Source organism: Aeromonas sp. R5-3, assembly GCF_040908225.1.
Lineage (GTDB): Bacteria > Pseudomonadota > Gammaproteobacteria > Enterobacterales > Aeromonadaceae > Aeromonas > Aeromonas dhakensis.
On record NZ_JBFODH010000002.1, the window covers coordinates 358,803 to 378,770 of the forward strand.

The 19,968-nt window shown below is 61.6% G+C and carries 15 protein-coding genes; 8 read left to right on the forward strand and 7 right to left on the reverse strand.

The window, feature by feature from the left end; genetic code table 11:
• Nucleotides 1–230 precede the first annotated feature (230 nt).
• On the forward strand, nucleotides 231–3,107 hold the full coding sequence (gene gcvP, locus AB5Y95_RS01640) for an aminomethyl-transferring glycine dehydrogenase (RefSeq protein ID WP_024942767.1): 2,877 nt from the start codon (nucleotides 231–233) through the stop codon (nucleotides 3,105–3,107).
• Nucleotides 3,108–3,257: 150 nt separating this feature from the next.
• Here the strand turns inward: gcvP and AB5Y95_RS01645 are convergent, their stop codons facing one another.
• Nucleotides 3,258–4,556 carry an anaerobic sulfatase maturase gene (locus tag AB5Y95_RS01645; protein ID WP_005299708.1) on the reverse strand — a complete coding sequence of 433 codons (1,299 nt, stop codon included), beginning with the start codon at nucleotides 4,554–4,556 and terminating at the stop codon, nucleotides 3,258–3,260.
• A gap of 112 nt (nucleotides 4,557–4,668) precedes the next feature.
• The gene (locus tag AB5Y95_RS01650) at nucleotides 4,669–6,243 is read right to left on the reverse strand and encodes an arylsulfatase (RefSeq protein ID WP_005299709.1); all 1,575 of its coding nucleotides are present in this window, start codon (nucleotides 6,241–6,243) and stop codon (nucleotides 4,669–4,671) included.
• Nucleotides 6,244–6,680: 437 nt separating this feature from the next.
• Between AB5Y95_RS01650 and AB5Y95_RS01655 the strand changes: the two genes are divergently transcribed.
• Complete coding sequence (locus AB5Y95_RS01655; protein WP_368159418.1) at nucleotides 6,681–7,430, forward strand: class I SAM-dependent methyltransferase; 750 nt, start codon at nucleotides 6,681–6,683, stop codon at nucleotides 7,428–7,430.
• Between the two features lie 91 nt (nucleotides 7,431–7,521).
• On the opposite strand, the gene AB5Y95_RS01660 is transcribed toward AB5Y95_RS01655, so the two are convergent.
• The gene (locus AB5Y95_RS01660; protein WP_005299713.1) at nucleotides 7,522–7,767 is read right to left on the reverse strand and encodes a hypothetical protein; all 246 of its coding nucleotides are present in this window, start codon (nucleotides 7,765–7,767) and stop codon (nucleotides 7,522–7,524) included.
• A gap of 110 nt (nucleotides 7,768–7,877) precedes the next feature.
• Nucleotides 7,878–9,209, reverse strand: coding sequence for a GAF domain-containing sensor histidine kinase (locus AB5Y95_RS01665; protein WP_054545107.1), 1,332 nt, complete (start codon nucleotides 9,207–9,209; stop codon nucleotides 7,878–7,880).
• Between the two features lie 171 nt (nucleotides 9,210–9,380).
• Here AB5Y95_RS01665 and AB5Y95_RS01670 point away from each other — a divergent pair, with 171 nt between their 5' ends.
• Entirely contained in the window at nucleotides 9,381–10,673 is a 1,293-nt protein-coding gene (locus AB5Y95_RS01670; RefSeq protein ID WP_368159400.1) for an MFS transporter, read from the forward strand.
• 63 nt (nucleotides 10,674–10,736) lie between these two features.
• Here the strand turns inward: AB5Y95_RS01670 and ahpF are convergent, their stop codons facing one another.
• From ahpF to AB5Y95_RS01685, 3 genes are all read right to left on the reverse strand, one after another.
• Nucleotides 10,737–12,323, reverse strand: a complete 1,587-nt coding sequence (gene ahpF / locus AB5Y95_RS01675; protein ID WP_368159401.1) for an alkyl hydroperoxide reductase subunit F — start codon at nucleotides 12,321–12,323, stop codon at nucleotides 10,737–10,739.
• Nucleotides 12,324–12,448: 125 nt separating this feature from the next.
• Entirely contained in the window at nucleotides 12,449–13,015 is a 567-nt protein-coding gene (gene ahpC / locus AB5Y95_RS01680; protein ID WP_005299724.1) for an alkyl hydroperoxide reductase subunit C, read from the reverse strand.
• 664 nt (nucleotides 13,016–13,679) lie between these two features.
• Nucleotides 13,680–14,126, reverse strand: a complete 447-nt coding sequence (locus tag AB5Y95_RS01685; RefSeq protein ID WP_017765922.1) for a CBS domain-containing protein — start codon at nucleotides 14,124–14,126, stop codon at nucleotides 13,680–13,682.
• A gap of 211 nt (nucleotides 14,127–14,337) precedes the next feature.
• Here AB5Y95_RS01685 and queA point away from each other — a divergent pair, with 211 nt between their 5' ends.
• From queA to secF, 5 genes are all read left to right on the forward strand, one after another.
• Nucleotides 14,338–15,405, forward strand: coding sequence for a tRNA preQ1(34) S-adenosylmethionine ribosyltransferase-isomerase QueA (gene queA, locus AB5Y95_RS01690; RefSeq protein WP_010634307.1), 1,068 nt, complete (start codon nucleotides 14,338–14,340; stop codon nucleotides 15,403–15,405).
• Between the two features lie 121 nt (nucleotides 15,406–15,526).
• Nucleotides 15,527–16,663, forward strand: coding sequence for a tRNA guanosine(34) transglycosylase Tgt (gene tgt / locus AB5Y95_RS01695; protein WP_005299730.1), 1,137 nt, complete (start codon nucleotides 15,527–15,529; stop codon nucleotides 16,661–16,663).
• A gap of 50 nt (nucleotides 16,664–16,713) precedes the next feature.
• Nucleotides 16,714–17,049, forward strand: coding sequence for a preprotein translocase subunit YajC (gene yajC, locus AB5Y95_RS01700; protein ID WP_005299732.1), 336 nt, complete (start codon nucleotides 16,714–16,716; stop codon nucleotides 17,047–17,049).
• An 18-nt stretch (nucleotides 17,050–17,067) separates the two neighbouring features.
• The gene (gene secD, locus AB5Y95_RS01705) at nucleotides 17,068–18,921 is read left to right on the forward strand and encodes a protein translocase subunit SecD (protein WP_005299734.1); all 1,854 of its coding nucleotides are present in this window, start codon (nucleotides 17,068–17,070) and stop codon (nucleotides 18,919–18,921) included.
• Between the two features lie 9 nt (nucleotides 18,922–18,930).
• The gene (secF, locus tag AB5Y95_RS01710; RefSeq protein ID WP_005299746.1) at nucleotides 18,931–19,878 is read left to right on the forward strand and encodes a protein translocase subunit SecF; all 948 of its coding nucleotides are present in this window, start codon (nucleotides 18,931–18,933) and stop codon (nucleotides 19,876–19,878) included.
• Nucleotides 19,879–19,968 lie beyond the last annotated feature (90 nt).

Below are 19,968 nucleotides of genomic sequence, written 5' to 3' on the forward strand. Positions count from 1 at the left end.
GCAGGGCCCGTTTGTATGCATGCCCGTCGGCCAGGAGGCCGGCCGGCGAGGGTGACGTCGTCCGTCCCGGTTTGCCCGCGGCAAACCGGGCAGCCACAAGACGACCCCCTGTCGCTATGAGCGACATCCGGTGCCGGCAGGGGCCACCCTGCCACCCGAACATGAGTGAAGCCGGCCGAGGCCGGCTGTCAGGCACTTAGTTATCAGGACTTTTTATCAGGAATAGGGAAATGACCCAGTCACTGTTTGAACTCGAGCAAAAAACCGATTTCATCCGCCGTCACATCGGGCCGGGTGAGGAAGATCTGCGCGCCCTGCTGGCCGTGGTGGGCGCCGAGAGCCTGGACGATCTGATTGAGCAGACGGTCCCCGCCGCCATTCGCCGGCCGGGCCCGCTCGGCATCGGTGCCTCCATGACCGAAGTGGAAGCGCTGGCCAAGCTCAAGGGCTATGCCGCCCAGAACAAGGTGGCCAAGAGCTACATCGGCATGGGCTATCACGACACCCACGTGCCCCACGTCATCCTGCGCAACGTGCTGGAAAATCCGGGCTGGTACACCGCCTACACCCCGTACCAGCCGGAGCTGGCACAGGGCCGTCTCGAAGCCCTGCTCAACTTCCAGCAGCTGACCCTGGATCTCACCGGCATGGATCTGGCCAGTGCCTCCCTGCTGGATGAGGCGACCGCCGCCGCCGAGGCGATGGCGCTGGCCAAGCGGATGGCCAAGTCCAAATCCCACCTCTTCTTCGTGGCCGACGACGTGCACCCGCAGGTGATCGACGTGGTCAAGGAGCGGGCGGTCCACTTCGGCTTTGACGTGGCAGTCGGCCCGGCCGAGCAGGCCTGCGCCGAAGAGGTGTTCGGTGCCCTGTTCCAGTACCCCACCACCACGGGGGAAGTGAAAGATCTGCGGGCGCTTATCGCCGCGGTGCAGGCCCAGAAAGGGCTGGCCTGCGTCAGCGCCGACATCTTGTCGCTCCTGCTGCTCAAGTCCCCGGGTGAGCTGGGTGCCGACGTGGTGCTGGGTTCGGCCCAGCGCTTTGGCGTGCCCATGGGCTACGGTGGCCCCCACGCAGCCTTCTTCGCCACCCGTGATGCCTACAAACGCTCCATGCCGGGCCGCATCATCGGCGTCTCCAAGGATGCCCGCGGCAAGGCCGCCCTGCGCATGGCGATGCAGACCCGCGAGCAGCATATCCGCCGCGAGAAGGCCAACTCCAACATCTGTACCGCCCAGGTGCTGCTGGCCAACATGGCGAGCTTCTACGCCGTCTACCACGGCCCGGTGGGACTGAAAACCATCGCTTCCCGCGTGCACCGTCTGACCACCATTCTGGCGCTCGGTCTGAAGGCCAAGGGCGTGGCCCTCAAGCATGCCAGCTGGTTCGATACCCTGACCGTACAGACCGCCGAGAAGGCTGCGCTGATCGCCAAGGCCGAGGGGCTCGGCATCAACCTGCGCGCGGATCTGGATGGTGCAGTGGGTGTCTCCCTCTCCGAGACCACTACCCGTGGCGATGTGGCCGAGCTGTTCGAGCTGTTCCTGGGCACAGGGCACGGTCTGGACATCGAGGCCCTCGACAAGGCGGCCCAGGCCCATCACGCCATCCCGCAGGATCTGCTGCGCACCGATGCCGTGCTGACCCACGAGGTGTTCAACAAGTACCACTCCGAGACCGAGATGCTGCGCTACATCCACCGTCTCGAAGCCAAAGATCTGGCCCTCAACTACGCCATGATCTCGCTCGGCTCCTGCACCATGAAGCTCAATGCCACCGCCGAGATGATCCCGGTGACCTGGCCCGAGTTCGGCAAGCTGCACCCGTTCGCCCCGCTGGCCCAGGCCAAGGGTTACCAGCTGCTGCTGGCCGACCTCGAAAACTGGCTGGTGAAGGTGACCGGTTACGATGCGGTCTGCATGCAGCCCAACTCCGGCGCCCAGGGCGAATACGCCGGTCTGCTCGCCATCAAGAAGTACCACGAGTCCCGCGGCGAGGGGCATCGCGACATCTGCCTCATTCCGGCCTCCGCGCACGGCACCAACCCGGCCTCCGCCCAGATGGCGGGCCTGCGGGTCATCGTCACCGCCTGTGACAAGTCGGGCAACGTGGACCTGGACGATCTGCGCGCCAAGGCCGCCGAGGCGGGTGATCAGCTCTCCTGTCTGATGGTGACCTATCCTTCCACCCACGGGGTGTACGAGGAGACCATCAAGGAGGTGTGCGACATCGTTCACCAGCACGGTGGTCAGGTCTATCTGGACGGCGCCAACATGAACGCGCAAGTCGGGCTGACGGCGCCGGGCTTTATCGGGGCGGACGTTTCCCACCTCAACCTGCACAAGACCTTCGCCATTCCTCATGGCGGTGGCGGCCCGGGCATGGGCCCCATCGGCGTGAAGAAACACCTGGCCCCCTTCGTGGCCGGTCACGCCGTGGTCAAGACCGACAAGGAGAGCCGCAACAACGGCGCCGTGTCGGCGGCACCGTTCGGCTCGGCCAGCATCCTGCCCATCAGCTGGATGTACATCGCCATGCTGGGAGACGAGGGGCTGAAGAAATCCACCCAGGTGGCCATCCTCAACGCCAACTACCTGGCCAAGAAGCTGGGTGAATCCTTCCCCGTGCTCTACTCCGGGCGCAACGGTCGGGTGGCTCACGAGTGCATCCTGGATATCCGCCCGCTCAAAGAGGCCTCCGGCATCAGCGAGATGGACGTGGCCAAGCGCCTGATGGACTACGGCTTCCACGCGCCGACCATGAGCTTCCCGGTAGCGGGCACCCTGATGGTCGAGCCGACCGAATCGGAATCCAAGCGCGAGCTGGACCGCTTCGTGGAGGCGATGACCGCCATTCGTGCCGAGATCGCCAAGGTGCAGGACGGCCACTGGAGCCTCGCCGACAACCCGCTGGTGCATGCCCCGCATACCCAGGATGACGTGATGGACGGTGAGTGGAATCGTGGCTACAGCCGCGCCGAGGCAGTGTTCCCGTCGGACGCCGTGCGCGCCGCCAAGCTGTGGCCGTCGGTCAACCGCATCGACGACGTCTACGGCGATCGCAACCTGTTCTGCTCCTGCATCCCGACCGAGGACTACGCCAAGTAAGCGCAGGTGCTCAGCGTGACCTGGGAAACAATGGCCTGGTCGGGCAATAGGGCTGAGCAGAGCTATCAAGGTGTCAAAATCCGAAACCCGTTGGCGGGTTTCGGATTTTTTTATGGGCATGTGGCAGACCCGGAACCAGGGCCTGCCGGCTTATCTGCCCTGCTGCTGCGTCGTCAACACCTGGGCTATGCCTGCCAGTATGGGGGCGGCGTAGTCGAAGAAGTGCTTGATCCCGGGGCAGAGGTAGTTCAGGCCAAGCTCGCCATCCGGGGCCCTGATCAGACGATTCTTGGGGCATTCGCCCCAGCAGAGCGTCAGGTAGGGGCACTGGCGGCAATATTCGGGCAGGCTGTCCCGCTTGGACATGCCAAAGGCCTCCTGACGGGTGGAGAAGGCCATGTGGCTCAAGGGGCGCTGTTTGATATCCCCCAGCCGGTACTCCGGATAGACGAAGTGATCGCAGGAGAAGACGCTGCCATCGTGCTCGATGGCCAGCGCCTTGCCGCAAAACTCGGCGGTGACGCAGAGCTGGGAGGGGTATCCCATGGTCTGGGCCACGGCGGTTTCGAACAGATTGACCAGCACGCGCCCCAGGTCGTTGTTGACCCACTCCTCGAACACGGTTGCCAGGAAGGTGCCCCAGTCATCGGGATCCACCGACCAGTCAGTGACGATCGACATGGGGTGGCCGGGTTTGCTCAGCTCGCTGCCGACCAGGGGCAGCATGCTGTCGTTCCAGAATTGCGGGGCCGTGCGTTTGAAGTCGCTGGCCTCGACGCAGGGGGTGAACTGGATGTAGCTGGCCCCCAGCTCCCGGGTCAGAAAGCGATACACCTCGAGGGGATATTTCGCATTGTGCCGGTTGATGACGGTCAGGGCATTGAAGGGAACCTGATGCTGGCGCAGCAGCGCGGCCGCCGCCATCACCAGATCGAAGGTGGGTTTGCCGCTGCGGGTCACCCGGTATTTGTCGTGCAGTGCGCGGGGCCCGTCGATGGAGAGGCCGACCAGAAAGCCGTGCTCCTTGAGAAACCGGCACCACTCGTCATTGAGCAGGATGCCGTTGGTCTGCAGGTCGTTGCGGATGCTGACCCCGGGCGGGCAATGCTGTTGCTGTAGCGCCACTATCCGGCGAAAGTAGTCGATGCCGAGCAGGGTCGGTTCACCGCCCTGCCAGGAGAAGACGATCTCGTCGCCATCCTGCCCCTCTATGTAGCTGCGGATGAAGGTCTCCAGGGTCTCTTCATCCATCCTGGGTTGTCTCGGTTGATGGAGCAGATCTTCCTTGTGCAGGTAGAAGCAATATTGGCAATCAATGTTGCACTTGGAGCCCCCCGGTTTGGCCATGACGTGGAAGCGGCGGGCATAGACGCCGCTGCTGTCACGGTTGGCGGTTTTGAGCGGGGTGACGTCCAGGTGCGTCGTGTCACGGGTCCGGATCTTGTTCATCGTTACTCTGCTGGTGGCGGCGGGCGAGGTCGGTCCGGGGTGGATGCCTGACGAGGTGCCCAGCTCTGCCGCATGAAGAAGGTGGCGGAGGGATAACCCTCCGCCGTGTCGCTTACTGCTGGGTTTTCTGCATGGCTTCCTGGATCATCTTGGCCATGTCGAAGGTGGTGCCCCCCTGAACCGGCGGATACTGGACCAGGGTGTTGACATGCTGGTTCACCATCTCGCTGACCGGTGCCAGCAACCAGGACATCTTCTGCAGCAGGTGGCCGTTGGCATCGACGGAGTCGTAACTCTCGAACGGATCGGCTCTCAGGTTGTAGAGCTTGGGTTTGGTGAGCGGGGTGAGGTTGTCATAGTAGTTCTCGGCCACCGCGAAGTGGAACTTCCAGGGGCCTACCCGCACCGCCGAGAGCTTGTCCTCGAAGTAGTAGAAGATGGAGTCGCGAGCCGACTCCTTGCTCTTGCCTTCCCAGTAGGCGAGGTTGTTGACGCCATCTATGTACTGCTTCTTCTCGTCCATCATCTTCTTGTTGACGTCGGGGACGCCCGCTGCCGCCGCCAGGGTGGTGAAGAGATCCTGGTGACCCTGGATGCCGTTGAGCACGCCACCCGCCGGGATCTGGGCCGGCCAACGCGCCATCATGGGCACCCGGACGCCCCCCTCATAGGTGGTCATCTTCTCGCCGCGAAACGGCGTGGTGGCGCCATAAGGCCAGGAGGAGTGTTCCGGACCGTTGTCGGTGGTATAGATGACGATGGTGTTCTCTTTCAGGCCCCGTTTTTCCAGCTCGTCGAGCAGATAGCCGATGTCGCTGTCGTGCTGCATCATGCCGCTGCCATGGTAGTCGTATTCGCTGGTGTACTGCTCGGCTGCGTAGCGCCACTTGTCGTTGAGACGGGTATAGAGGTGCATGCGGCTGGTGTTGACCCAGGTGAAGAAGGGCTTGTCTTCCTTGATCGAGCCGTCGATGAACTTGAGGGCGGCCGGGATCATCTCGGCGCGGTCGAACTCCTTCATCCGCTCCTGACCCAGCGGGCCGGTATCGGTGCACTTCTGTTTGCCGACTTCGCCAAAACGCGGGTCAACCGTCTTGTCTTCGGTCTCGGTGGCATAGCAGTGCAGGACGCCGCGGGTACCGAACTTCTTGCTGTACGCCTCGAGCGAGCCTGAATACTGCTTGGCAAAATTCTGGTAATCCCGTTGCTCGTGTTCTTCCTGGGTATTGAGGTGATAGAGGTTGCCGAAGAATTCGTCGAAGCCGTGGACGGTCGGCAGGGCAAAGTTGTGATCCCCCAGGTGGTTCTTGCCGAACTGACCGGTCTTGTAGCCGACGGCTTTGAGCACTTCGGCCAGAGATGGGGACTCTTTCTTCAGGCCCAGGGCGCCACCTGGCATGGCCACCGTCGTCATGCCGGAGCGAATGGGGTACTGGCCGGTCAGGAAGGCGGCGCGGCCCGCCGTCGAACTCGGCTGGGCGTAGTGATCGGTGAACTTGATCCCCTCCTTGGCGATCCGGTCGATGTTGGGGGTGGTGTAACCCATGGTGCCCATGCCATAGGCGCTGACGTTCTGCCAGCCGATGTCGTCACCGAAGATGACCACTATGTTCGGTTTATCCGTTTTTGCCATGACGCCGGCAGAGAGGATCATGCTCACCGCCGCCGATATTTTCCCTAGTTGCATCTTTTCGCTCCGTGTAGGCTCAGAAAAAAACCTCGTTGGCCGAACGACTTGAGCATTCATGACACGGCGGCCCGTTGAGCCCGGGGGCCCCATGCGAAGAATGACGCGGCAAGCCCCCAGCTTATTACTTAACCGCCGACTAATAACCTGAATGTCAGTTGTGTCGTGTGCAGAGTGTGATGGCGATCTCATGTCGCCGAGCAGACCTGCGCGATCGAGCTGTGCGTGGCAGGCGTGACAGGAAAAGGGTGAGGCGCCTCTTTATTCCGGCGCCATGACAGGTCAATCTGGTCAGATAGATGATGTGCCGCCTGCTCAGAAGAGGGGGGGCGTGGGTCTGTGCCCGCGGCAACCGGATGACCACGAGGTGCATCCGTATGTGGCGCTGGCAAGGCAAGCAGCAGCGCCATCAGGTGGCGACATGGCAGGAGAGAGGAATGGACAATACCGAACGATTTTCAGCTCGCGTTGAGGCTTATGTGAAATACCGCCCCGGCTACCCGCCGGCCATGCTGGACTTTCTGGCCGATGAACTGGCCATGGGACCCGCGAGCCAGGTGGCCGACATAGGAGCGGGCACCGGTATCCTGACGGCGCTGCTGTCCCCTCGGGTGGAGCGGGTTTGGGCGGTCGAGCCAAATCAGGAGATGCGCGAGGCGGCGCAGCAGTTGCTGGCCGGGGTTGCCAATGTTGGCTGGTCTGACGGTCGGGCCGAGGTCACCGGTCTGCCGGATGGCTGTGTGGATCTCATCACGGTGGCCCAGGCGTTTCACTGGTTCGATCGTCCCGCTTTCAAACAGGAGTGTCGGCGGCTGCTAAAGCCAGGTGGCAAAGTGGCCCTGATCTGGAACGACAGGCTGACTGACACCCCGTTTCTCAAGGCCTACGAGGCGGGACTGCGCACCTATTCGGGGGATTATGAGGAGGTCAATCATCGCAACCTGGGGGAGGCGGATTTTGCCGCCTTCTTCGAGGGAGATTACCGGCTCGAGCGCTTCGCCAACCGTCAGCTGTTCGACCTCGACGGGGTGCTGGGGCGGCTCAACTCCTCCTCCTATGCCCCGGTGGCCGGTTCGCAGGCCCATACCGAGTTGACGGCGCTGATTGCCCGGGAATTTGAGCGCCACGCCGTCAACGGCGTGATTGCCTTCAATTACAACACCCTGCTCTACAGCGGTCGGGTGTAGCCGGGTCAGATAAAAGCGGCCCCTCGCATCGGGGACGAGGGGCCGCAAGGGGGCAGGGCAATCGGCTCGCTGCCAGTGGGTTGCCGCCGGGCTAACCCTTGTTCAGGCCCAGCATGGCCATCGCCTTGGCCAGAGTATCGACGGATTCCTGATGCTTGCCCGCATTGTGCAGTGCTTCGCCTTCGGCACGCAGTTTCTTCACCTGTGCCAGTTGCTCGGTGCTCAGCGGCGGAGACTTGGCCAGGGCATCGTCAATCTTCTTCATGTCGGCGGGACAGTGAAAGGCGAGCACACTGCCGGTAAAAAGCAGGGTTAACAGAAACAGGGCTGGTTTCATCTTGATTACCTCGCTGGTGGACATCAGCAAGGATAGACCTCACCGCCGCCCTTGTGTTGGCCGGCATCGCCACTCGATTCACTCTGCGAGAGGGGGCTGAGCTCTGCCCCTCAGACGCGGCCAGGGGCAATGCGGGGAAAGGAGAGGGTAAAGCAGCTGCCTTTGCCCGGCGCCGAGCGAGCCGTCAGGCCGCCACCCAGCACCGAGGTGGCGATGCGGCGGCAGATGGAGAGCCCCAGTCCGGAGCCCCCCTTGCCCAGGGTGGTGGTAAAGAAGGGATCGAAGATATGGGCCAGTACGTTGGGCGCCATGCCGCGACCGTTGTCCAGCACCTCCAGGTGGATGGACTGTTGGTCCTGATGGGCCCGGATCTCGATGCGTCCATCCTGGCGATCCCCGATGCCATGGAGGAGGGCGTTGTGGATCAGGTTGAGCAGCACCTGGCTGAGGGGGCCCGGGTAGCTGTCGCAGAGCAGCTCCTCGTCGATGAGATTGTGCAGCACGACCTGCTCAAACCCGGGGCCGGCCTTGAGGTTGGTCAGGTTGTCGTCGATGAGGCGCCTGAGATCGAAGCTGCGCCGGCTCTCCGAGGTCTGCTCGATGGCCACCTGCTTGAAGCTGCTGATCAGCTTGGCCGACTGGGTGATGGCCTGCAGGGCCAGCTCGCTCATCTCCTGGCTGGCGTGCACGAACTCCTCCAGCGTGGTGCGACGGATAGTCTGAGCCCCCAGCTGGGCGGCCAGCTGCCGGGTTTGTTCCTGCAGGGCCGTGGTGGCGATCAGGGCGTTGCCGATGGGGGTGTTCAGCTCATGGGAGATGCCGGCCACCATGGCCCCCAGCGCCGCCAGGGTTTCGGTGTGGATAAGCTCCTCCTGGGTTTTTTTCAGACTGTCTAGGGTGTGAGTCAACTGCGACTTGTGCTGCTCCAGCTCTTCTTGCGTCTCCTGCAGACGAATATTGTCGTAGAGGGTGTGCATGCCCTGCTGCACCGAATCACGAAACTGCAGGAGCAATTGCCGGTAGAGGCCGCCGTAGTCGTTCTCCTCCCGGCTCAGCACGCAGATGGTGCCGAAGAGTCTGCCATCGGGCCAGCAGAGCGGCAGACCGCAATAGGAGATCATGCCGACTTTGATGTCCGGATTGTGCTGCCATTCGGGATCCTTGAGGGCATTGGGCACCAGAAGCTCCTGGCGGGTATCCATGACCCGTTCGCAATAGAGGCCGGAGTCGAGGTGTTCGCGGGCCCCGGCCGGATAGCAGTTGTCCGGCGTCTGGCTGGTGATGAACACTTCTATCTCGCGAGGGTGTACCCGCATGATGAGCCCGGCCGGCACGTGAAACAGCTCAGCCATCAGGTTGACGGTCTTCTGCCAGGAGAGACGCAGGGAGTCCGGGATCTCGAACTCGGGGGCGATCGGGTATTTGGATAGGCTCGCAGACATGAAGGCGTTCCTGTTTGCTGGGGCTGGGGTGAATGGACTGTATTCCCATTCTAGTTGTCCGGCGCGGGCCCTGCGTGTCATGCGTTGACTGATCCCGCGGGGTTGAAGCGAGCGGGAAGCAAACGGTACCATGACTGTTTTGCTCACAATTGCGCCAACCAGGGAGACCCCATGACACTCGCAAGGTTCCTCTCACCCCTGACCAGTCTGGTGATCTTCATTCTGGGTCACGGCATGTTCAACACCCTGCTGACGGTGCGCCTCTCTGCCGAGCAGGTATCGGCCCAGGCCATCGGCCTGGTCTCGGCCGCCTATTTCGGCGGTCTGGTGCTGGGGGCCTTCGTCAACGCCCGCCTCATCATCCGGGTGGGCCATATCCGGGCCTATGCGGCCTATGCCTCCCTGCTCTGCTTTCTGTTTCTGCTGCACGGCATGGTGGTGGAGCCGCTCAGTTGGGCGGCGCTGCGGTTGGTGGGGGGCTTTGCCACCGGCGGCCTGTTCGTGGTGCTGGAGTCCTGGATGCTGGTCTCCAGCACCCCGGCCAACCGGGGCCGGCTGATGTCCCTCTACATGATCCTGCTCTACGGCTCCCTGGCGCTGGGACAGCTGCTGCTCAAGTGGGTGGATCCCATGGTGCTGACCCCGTTCGCCCTGTGCGCCATGGCGGCGACCCTGTCGGTGATCCCGCTGGCCATCTCCCGGGTGGCGACCCCGGCCATGGTGGCGCCCCAGCCGGTGGGCGTCTTGGAGCTGGTGCGGCTCACTCCGGCGGGAATGGGCAGCAGCTTTACCTCCGGTCTGGTGCTGGGGGCCATCTATGGCCTGTTGCCGCTCTATTTCACCGACAGCGGCTCGTCCCTCTCCCAGGTGGCGGAGATGATGGCGCTGGTGATCCTGGGGGGCATGTGCCTGCAGTACCCCATCGGTCGCCTCTCCGATCGCTACGACAGGCGGGGGGTGATCCTGCTGCTCGGCGCCGTTTTGGCGCTGCTGGCCCTGTTGATGGTGCTGCTGCCGGATGCCTGGCGCGGCCCCGCCGAGGGGGGCCTGGTGTTTCTGCTGGGGGGGATGGCGTTCTCCATCTATCCCCTGAGCCTCAGCCACGCATGCGACGAGCTGCGCCCGGATCAGGTGCTGGGGGCCAATCAGGGGCTGCTGCTCGCTTACAGCCTGGGGGCCATGACCGGGCCGCTGCTGGCACCGTTTGTCATGGCGCAGTTCGGGCCAGAGGGGTTGTTCGTCTACTTTGCCCTCTGCGGTCTGCTGCTGGCGGGCTATCTCGGTTGGCGCAAGCGGCAACGGGCCCCCATTCCGCTGGCCGATCATCAGGTCTTCATCCCGGTGCCGCCCAATACCCCCATGACGGCGGAGCTGGAACCGAGAACGGATCTGGACGGGGAGGCGGTGCCCGCCAGCTATGCCACGCCCGGATCGGATGAGGGCCAACCGTCGAAAGCCGGCTGAGCCTTTTCGCGCCAATAAAAAAAGCCGACTCTGTGAGTCGGCTTTTTGTCCATCTGGTTGCTATCAGGCGGTCATGGCGTCGGCCTTGGTCGCAGCGGCTTCTGGCGCCGGGTTGCGAATGAGGTAATCAAACGCCCCCAGCGCGGCGGTGGCACCTGCGCCCATGGAGATGATGATCTGCTTGAACGGCACTGTGGTGGCATCCCCTGCGGCGTAGACGCCGGGCAGGGAGGTGGCGCCCTTGGTGTCGATCTCGATCTCGCCGAAGCGGGTCAGGGCTACCTCGCTCCCTTTCAGGAACTCGGTGTTCGGCACCAGACCGATCTGGACGAAGATACCCGCCACCGCCAGGTGCTTGATCTCGCCGGTGGTGCGATCTTCGTAATCCATGCCCACCACCTTGCTGCCGTCACCGATCACCTCGGTGGTGCGGGCGCTCATGATGATATCGATGTTGCTCATGGAGCGGGCCTTCTTCTGCAGCACCTCGTCGGCACGCAGGGTGTCGGCAAACTCCACCACGGTGACGTGCTCGACGATGCCGGCCAAGTCGATGGCCGCCTCGATGCCGGAGTTGCCGCCCCCGATCACCGCCACTCGCTTGCCCTTGAAGAAGGGGCCGTCACAGTGCGGGCAGTAAGCCACGCCCTTGGTGCGGTACTCGAGCTCGCCCGGCACGTTCAGATCGCGCCAGCGGGCACCGGTCGCCAGGATCACGGCGCGGCTCTTCAAGGTGGCGCCAGAGGCGAGATCCACGTTGACGTAGCCATCACGGCTGATGGCGGCGGCGCGCTGCTCGGTGATCACTTCCACGCCGTACTGCTTGACGTGCTGCTCCAGGCTGGCGGCCAGCTTGGGGCCCTCGGTGTAGGGCACGGAGATGAAGTTCTCGATGCCGACGGTGTCCATCACCTGGCCACCGAAACGCTCGGCGACGATGGCGGTGCGAATGCCTTTGCGGGCGGCATAGATGGCCGCTGCGGCGCCGGCCGGGCCACCACCGACAACCAGCACGTCGTAGGGGGCTTTTTCGTTGAGTTCTTCAGCCTTGCGTTCGGCGGCGCCGGTGTCGAGCTTGGCGACGATCTCTTCCAGCGAAATGCGGCCTTGGCTGAACGGCTGGCCGTTCAGGTAGACATTCGGTACCGCCATGATCTGGCGCTCGTTGACCTCGTCCTGGAACAGGGCGCCGTCGATCATGGTGTGGGTGATGCCGGGGTTCAGGGTCGCCATCAGGTTGAGGGCCTGCACCACGTCCGGGCAGTTGTGGCAGGAGAGCGAAATATAGGTCTCGAAGTGGAACTCGCCCTTCAGATTCTTGATTTGCTCCTGCACGGCCGCATCGGCCTTGGAGGGGTGACCGCCGCTTTGCAGCAGGGCAAGCACCAGGGAGGTGAATTCATGACCCATGGGGATGCCGGCAAAATGAACGCGCGGGGCTTGGCCCTTCGGCGCGACGCTCATGGAAGGCTTGCGGGCGTTGGTGCCAGAGGTCTGGGTAATCTTGGGGGACATCTCGGCGATCTCGCTGGCCAATGCCAGCAGTTCGGCGGATTTGTCGCTGTCGTTGCCGGACACGCTGATCTCGATGGGATTGACGATGTACTGCAAGTAACCGTTGAGTTGTTGTTTGAGGTTGGTATCTAACATGGTCGAATTCCTTCTTGTTGAATGCGGGTCGGCGTTTTGTCAGGCCAGAAAGCAGACCGGCGCCTTTTCTGAGGTCCGTAAACAAAACCGGCCCTTGAACGGGCCGGTCTTCAGAGCGGGGAGGCTTAGATTTTGCCTACCAGATCCAGGGACGGGGCCAGGGTGGCGTCGCCTTCTTTCCACTTGGCCGGGCACACTTCACCCGGGTGAGCGGCAACGTACTGGGCTGCCTTGACCTTGCGCAGCAGCTCCAGGGCGTCACGGCCGATGCCGCCAGCGTTGATTTCAACGATCTGGATGATGCCCTGCGGGTCGATGACGAAGGTACCGCGGTCAGCCAGACCGGCTTCTTCGATCATCACGCCGAAGTTGCGGGTGATGGTGCCGGTGGGGTCGCCGATCATCGGGTACTGGATCTTCTGGATGGTGTCAGAAGTGTCGTGCCAGGCCTTGTGGGTGAAGTGGGTGTCGGTGGAGACGGCGTAGATCTCGACGCCCAGCTTCTGGAATTCGGCGTAGTTGTCAGCCAGGTCGCCCAGCTCGGTCGGGCAGACGAAGGTGAAATCAGCCGGGTAGAAGAACACCACGGACCACTTGCCTTTCAGGTCAGCGTCAGACACCTGAACGAATTTGCCATTGTGGTAGGCGGTGGCGTTGAACGGCTTGATTTCAGTGTTGATGTAGGTAGACATGTATTTGCTCCTTGGTGATGTACATGTGCTCGTCCGGTAGTGAAGAGTCGTGCCAGACGAGGCGTTTAACTTTCGATGGAGTCATCATAGGGGCTTTTCCTAATCGGTCAAAGCCGCAATTTTGAATCACTTAAATCGACTTATTAGATAAACCACCTCTGCTGTACCTAACATGAATATCGCCAGCATGCAGAGATAACTCCTTGTCGAGATTCAACATCTGTGCGCGACCTCGGCTTTTCAAGGGGGAGAGGGGAGAGTGCCGGCCAAGTCATGGCACAGAGGGGCGTCGGGGGTGAGCGAACGGGCGGCGAGAGCGTGCCAGGTGAAGGGGAGGGGGTAAAACGCGGATAAAAAAATCCCGGCGTCGTCGCAAGGACAAGGCCGGGTCATCAAACAAGGAATGGCTATATAAACAAAAGCTTTACAGCAAAGACTAACTACGGGGTGTGCAAACTTGCAGACAAATGAGAGGAAGAGGATGGGTGCACAATTCCTCGTCTCCCCCTCGGCAACTATTGCATGGCGGCCATGATAGTGTGATGTAGATCACAAAGCAAGCTGATGGTGTAATTTTTCAATCAAAATGAAAGTGTTTCACCATTTATGCTGATAATTCAGGCTGAAAACGCTTTTGTTGTAATTTAATTACAGGTAATGCAGATCAGAAGTCATCAGATGGCTCCTGCTCTTCCATCAGCTCCAGCAGATTGATGGCCACGGCAATGAAGTCCGACTCTGTGACTATGCCTACCAGCTTGTGCCCTTTGAGTACCGGCAGGCAGCCATATTTGTGGCGCTGCAGATAGAGGGCCGCCTCCTTGATGCCGGCATGGGGATCCACGCTCGCCACCTGGCGGGTCATGATCTCGTCGAGCTGGACGCTGTCGGTGAACTCCGCCTCCCGCTCCGGATTGATCAGCAGCAGCTTGGATTCGCGGGTGGCCAGGATATCGGAGAGGGTGACCAGGCCCAGCAGATGATGGTGGTCGTCAACGATGGGAATATGGCGGATCCGCTCCTGCTGCATCAGATCCATCGCCTGTTTGACGCTGTTTTCCGGACCCAGGGTGAAGGGGTGTTCAGTCATGATCTCGGATAGGGTCATCATGGTGGGCCTCCTTGTGTATCTGCTTTCACCCTAGCCCAGCCCCCTTCGGCAAAACATGATCAGGGTCAATACAAAACCTTAAAGGTTTCTTAACTGGCCCTGCTTCACATAATTGCTCGCTATCCCTTGTCTCTCTTGGGTTTTTGGTCTTTTGGGTTGCCTTGCAAGAGGGGGATAACTAGACTAGCCGCCGATTCCCCCGAGGTGAAAGATGCAAGTATCCGATTTTCATTTTGATCTGCCAGACGAGCTGATTGCCCGCTATCCGATGGCGGAGCGTACCGCCAGTCGTCTGCTGCAGCTCGACGGTCAAACCGGCGCCCTGCGCCACGGTCAATTTGTCGATGTGCTGGACCAGCTCAACCCCGGCGATCTGCTGGTGTTCAACAACACCCGGGTCATCCCCGCACGCATGTTTGGCCAGAAAGCCAGCGGCGGCAAGCTGGAGGTGCTGGTGGAACGCATCCTGGACGAGCACAGCGTGCTGGCGCACGTGCGCTCGTCCAAGTCCCCCAAGCCAGGCACCCGCCTGATCCTGGATGCCGGAGCCGACGGCGTGCCCGTCGAGGCCGAGATGCGCGCCCGCCACGACGCCCTGTTCGAGATCCACTTCCTCGATCCGCGCCCGGTGCTGGAGATCCTGGAAGCCATCGGCCACATGCCGCTGCCTCCCTATATCGATCGTCCCGACGAGGATGCCGACAAGGAGCGCTACCAGACCGTCTACAACCAGAAGCCGGGTGCCGTGGCGGCGCCGACCGCCGGCCTGCACTTCGACGAGCCGCTGCTGGAGAAAATTCGTGCCAAGGGCGTGGAAACGGCCTTCGTCACCCTGCACGTGGGGGCGGGCACCTTCCAGCCGGTGCGGGTGGACAAGATTGAAGATCACCACATGCACTCGGAATACGCCGAAGTGCCGCAGGAGGTGGTGGATGCCATCGCGGCGACCCGTGCCCGCGGCGGCCGGGTGATTGCGGTGGGGACTACCTCGGTACGATCGCTCGAGAGCGCGGCCAAGGTGACCCTGGCCCAGGGCAAGCCGCTGGCGCCGTTTTTCAGCGACACCGACATCTTCATCTTCCCGGGTTACCAGTTCCAGGTGGTCGATGCCATGGTCACCAACTTCCATCTGCCCGAGTCGACCCTGATCATGCTGGTCAGCGCCTTTGCCGGCTATGACAACGTGATGGCCGCCTATCAGGCCGCCGTGGCCGAGCAGTATCGTTTCTTCAGCTACGGGGACGCCATGTTCGTTACCCGTCGCCGGGCAGCAGCTTAAGCGGCTGCCCTTCAGAAGCCGTTCAGGACCTGATCGTCAGGATCCCGGCCGGCTTCTTGTACCGGGCCGGTGCGGCCCTACTATTTGTCAGACTGTTTCTCTGACTGAAACCGAGGTAGCAATGAAATTTGAACTGAAAACCACCGACGGCCGTGCCCGTCGCGGTCAGCTGGTATTCGAGCGCGGCACCGTGCAGACCCCGGCCTTCATGCCGGTCGGCACCTACGGCACCGTCAAGGGGATGACCCCGGAAGAGGTACGTGAAACTGGTGCCCAGATCCTGCTTGGCAACACCTTCCACCTCTGGCTGCGCCCGGGTCAGGAAGTGATGCGCGCCCACGGCGATCTGCATGACTTCATGAACTGGCAGGGCCCGATCCTGACCGACTCCGGCGGTTTCCAGGTGTTCAGCCTGGGGCATATCCGCAAGATCACCGAGGCGGGGGTGCACTTCCGTCACCCCATCAATGGCGAGAAGATCTTCCTCGACCCCGAGAAGTCCATGGAGATCCAGTACGATCTGGGCTCCGACATCGTGATGATCTTCGACGAGTGCACGCCTTACCCGGCCACTTACGAAGAGGCGCGCAAGTCGATGGAGATGTCCCTGCGCTGGGGCAAGCGCTCCCGCGACAAGTTCGATGCGCTGGGCAACAAGAACGCCCTGTTCGGCATCATCCAGGGCTCCGTGTATGAAGATCTGCGGGATGTGTCGCTGGCAGGTCTCTTGGAGATCGGCTTCGACGGTTACGCGGTCGGCGGTCTGGCGGTGGGTGAGCCCAAAGAGGACATGCACCGCATCCTCGAGCACGTCTGCCCGAAAATCCCGGCTGACAAGCCACGCTACCTGATGGGGGTGGGCAAGCCGGAAGATCTGGTGGAAGGGGTGCGCCGCGGTATCGACATGTTCGACTGCGTGATGCCGACCCGCAACGCCCGCAACGGTCACCTGTTCACCACCGACGGGGTGGTCAAGATCCGCAACGCCAAGTATCGCGAGGACACCAGCACCCTGGATGCGGACTGCGACTGCTACACCTGCAAGAACTACACCCGCAGTTATCTGTACCATCTGGACAAGTGCAACGAGATCCTCGGTGCCCGTCTGAACACCATTCACAACCTGCGTTATTACCAGCGCGTGATGCAGGGTTTGCGGGACGCGATCGAGCAGGGTAAATTAGACGACTTTGTAACTGAGTTTTACCGTCGGCAAGGGAAGCCCGTGCCTCCGTTAGCTGAAAATGACGTGAAATAACAACGATTTATAAGCTAGTTATCAAATTTACATCAATAAGAGGTTGTTAAATGAGCATTATCTCCAAGGCATATGCAGAAGGCGCGGCTCCGGCGGCACAGGGTGGTGGCATGGAAATGATCATCATGCTGGCCGTGTTCGGTCTCATCTTCTACTTCATGATCTATCGTCCCCAGGCCAAGCGTGCCAAGGATCACCGCAATCTGATGAGTTCCCTCTCCAAGGGTGACGAAGTGCTCACTTCCGGCGGCCTGGTCGGCAAGATCGCCAAGGTTTCCGCCGACAGCGAATACATTGTGCTGTCCCTGAACGATCAGACCCAGGTCACCATCAAGCGTGATTTCGTCTCTGCCGTTCTGCCCAAGGGTTCTATCCAGTCCCTCTAATCTCCCGAGGAGCACAGCGTGTTAAATCGCTATCCGCTGTGGAAATACCTGATGGTGATCGTGGTGATCGCCATCGGTTTTCTATATGCAGCCCCCAATCTTTACGGCGAAGACCCGGCCTTGCAGATCTCTGCCAGCCGGGGTGCCGAAGTCAAGCTTGATACCCTTGACCTGGTGAAAGCGACCCTCGACGAGGCGAAGATCCCGGTCAAGCATGCGGCGTTCGAACACGGCTTCATTCTGATCCGTTTCAAGAACACCGAAGAGCAGCTCAAGGCGCGCGATCTGGTCGCCAACAAGCTGGGTGACAACTTCATCACCGCGCTCAACCTGGCGCCTTCCACCCCTGCCTGGCTCGAAGCCATCGGTGCCAACCCGCTCAAGCTGGGTCTGGACCTGCGTGGCGGCGTGCACTTCCTGATGGAAGTGGACATGGCCGAAGCGCTGGCCAAGCAGCAGGAGCAGATGGTGCAGGATTTCCGCTCCGAGCTGCGTACCCAGAAGATCCGTTACTCCGGCGTGCGCCGGGTCGGTGATCAGGTGCAGGTGGTCTTCCGCGACGAAGCCGACCAGAGCAAGGCGGTCTCCTTCCTGCGTCGTCAGAACCCGGATCTCACCTTCACCACCGAGCAGAAGGGGGACGAGTTCGTCCTGCTGGCCTCCTTAAGTGAAGCCAAGGTCAAGGAGGTGAAGAAGTACGCCCTCGAGCAGAACATCACCATCATCCGCAACCGGGTGAACGAACTGGGTGTCGCCGAGCCGCTGGTACAACAGCAGGGTGCCGAGCGCATCGTGGTGGAGCTGCCCGGTATCCAGGACACCGCCCGTGCCAAGGAGATCCTGGGCGCGACCGCGACCCTGGAATTCCACATGGTCGATGAGACTGCCGACATCCAGGCTGCGGCCGACGGTCGCGTACCGCCGAGCTCCAAGGTCTACAACGATCGCAACGGTCGTCCGGTGGTGCTGCAAAAGCGCATCATCCTGACCGGTGACCACATCGTGGGTGCCCAGTCCGGTTTCGACGAATACAGCCGTCCCCAGGTCAACATCAAGCTCGATGGCCAGGGTGGCAACAAGATGGCCAACTTTACCAAGGACAACGTCGGTAAGGGCATGGCCACCGTATTCATCGAATACAAGCCGGTCGGTCAGCCGGGTCCGGACGGCAAGCGCAAGTTCCGCAAGCAGGAGGAGGTGATCAACGTCGCCACCATCCAGTCGCGCCTTGGCAGCCAGTTCCGCATCACCGGTATCGACAACGCCAACGAAGCCCACAACCTGGCGCTGCTGCTGCGTGCCGGTGCGCTGATCGCCCCGATCCAGATCGTGGAAGAGCGCACCATTGGCCCGAGCCTGGGTCAGCAGAACATCGACAGCGGTATGGAAGCCATCGGCTGGGCCATGCTGGTGATCGTGCTGTTCATGGGGATCTACTACCGTGCCTTCGGTTGGGTGGCCAACATTGCTCTCTCCATGAACCTGGTGCTGATCGTCGGCATCATGTCGATGATCCCGGGGGCCACCATGACCCTGCCGGGCATCGCCGGTATCGTGCTGACTCTGGGCATGGCGGTGGACGCCAACGTGCTGATCTACGAGCGCATTCGTGAAGAGATCCGCAACGGTCGCGGCGTGCAGCAGGCGATCCACCTGGGCTTTGATCGGGCATTCTCGACCATCGCCGACTCCAACATCACCTCGCTTATCACCTGTGTGATCCTGTTCGGTATCGGTACCGGCGCCATCAAGGGCTTCGCCCTGACGCTGGGGATTGGTCTGAGTGCGTCCATGTTTACCGCCATCACGGTATCCCGCGCCATCATCAACCTGGCCTGGGGTGGTCGGCGCCTCGACAAGCTGCCGATCTAAGGAAGAGACATGTTTCAGATTCTACATTTTGAAAAGCCCATCCCCTTCATGCGCTTTGCCAAGCCGGGTGTGGTCTTCTCTACCCTGCTGATGGTGATCTCCCTGTTCTTCCTGTTCGATCGGGGTCTGAACTGGGGTCTGGACTTTACCGGCGGCACCACCATCGAGGTGGGCTTCCAGCAGTCGGTGAGCCTGGAGAAGATGCACGAGGTGCTGGACGAGCAGAAGATTGAAGGGGCGACCCTGCAACACTTCGGCTCCAGCCGTGACGTGCTGGTGCGCCTGACCCCGAAAGAGGGGGTCAAGGTGGAGCAGCAGGGCAACGAGGTGCTGGCGGCCGCCAAGGTGATCGATCAGGGCGCCGTGCTCAAGCGCGTGGAGTTCGTCGGCCCCTCCGTGGGTGACGAGCTGGCGACGGACGGTGCGCTGGCCATGCTGGCCTCCATCATCTGCATCATGATCTACGTGGCGGTACGCTTCGAGTGGCGTCTGGCCATGGGCGGCATCCTCTCCCTGGTGCACGACGTGGTGATCACCCTGGGCGTCTTCGCCTACTTCCAGTACGAGTTCGACCTGACCGTGCTGGCGGCCTTGATGACGCTCGTGGGTTACTCCCTGAACGACACCATAGTGGTGTTCGACCGCCTGCGGGAGAACTTTCGCAAGGTGCGCAAGGGGGATACCGAGTACATCCTGGATCTCTCCATGACCGAGACTCTGAGCCGGACCATCATCACCTCCGGCCTGACCTTCGTGGTGGTGCTGGCGCTGCTGCTCAAGGGCGGTCCCCTGATCCACGGTTTCTCGGTGGCCATGGTGATCGGTGTGGCGTTTGGTACCTACTCCTCCATCTATGTGGCGAGCTCGTTCGCCATGTTCTTCGGGGTCAAGCGGGAGCACATGCTGCCGACCCAGGTGGAGAAAGAGGGGGCGGATCAGCAAGAGATCCTGCCGTAAATGACAAGGGCGCCACGAGGCGCCCTTTCTCTTATCATCCGGGTGAGCCATTATGACGGTTTCACCCACGGCCATTGGCCAAGAGGCAAG

Coding starts and splice junctions, on each gene's coding strand:
- gcvP (WP_024942767.1), top strand. CDS start 231: ATGACCCAGTCACTGTTTGAACTCGAGCAAAAAACCGATTTCATCCGC.
- AB5Y95_RS01645 (WP_005299708.1), bottom strand. CDS start 4,556: ATGAACAAGATCCGGACCCGTGACACGACGCACCTGGACGTCACCCCG.
- AB5Y95_RS01650 (WP_005299709.1), bottom strand. CDS start 6,243: ATGCAACTAGGGAAAATATCGGCGGCGGTGAGCATGATCCTCTCTGCC.
- AB5Y95_RS01655 (WP_368159418.1), top strand. CDS start 6,681: ATGGACAATACCGAACGATTTTCAGCTCGCGTTGAGGCTTATGTGAAA.
- AB5Y95_RS01660 (WP_005299713.1), bottom strand. CDS start 7,767: ATGAAACCAGCCCTGTTTCTGTTAACCCTGCTTTTTACCGGCAGTGTG.
- AB5Y95_RS01665 (WP_054545107.1), bottom strand. CDS start 9,209: ATGTCTGCGAGCCTATCCAAATACCCGATCGCCCCCGAGTTCGAGATC.
- AB5Y95_RS01670 (WP_368159400.1), top strand. CDS start 9,381: ATGACACTCGCAAGGTTCCTCTCACCCCTGACCAGTCTGGTGATCTTC.
- ahpF (WP_368159401.1), bottom strand. CDS start 12,323: ATGTTAGATACCAACCTCAAACAACAACTCAACGGTTACTTGCAGTAC.
- ahpC (WP_005299724.1), bottom strand. CDS start 13,015: ATGTCTACCTACATCAACACTGAAATCAAGCCGTTCAACGCCACCGCC.
- AB5Y95_RS01685 (WP_017765922.1), bottom strand. CDS start 14,126: ATGATGACCCTATCCGAGATCATGACTGAACACCCCTTCACCCTGGGT.
- queA (WP_010634307.1), top strand. CDS start 14,338: ATGCAAGTATCCGATTTTCATTTTGATCTGCCAGACGAGCTGATTGCC.
- tgt (WP_005299730.1), top strand. CDS start 15,527: ATGAAATTTGAACTGAAAACCACCGACGGCCGTGCCCGTCGCGGTCAG.
- yajC (WP_005299732.1), top strand. CDS start 16,714: ATGAGCATTATCTCCAAGGCATATGCAGAAGGCGCGGCTCCGGCGGCA.
- secF (WP_005299746.1), top strand. CDS start 18,931: ATGTTTCAGATTCTACATTTTGAAAAGCCCATCCCCTTCATGCGCTTT.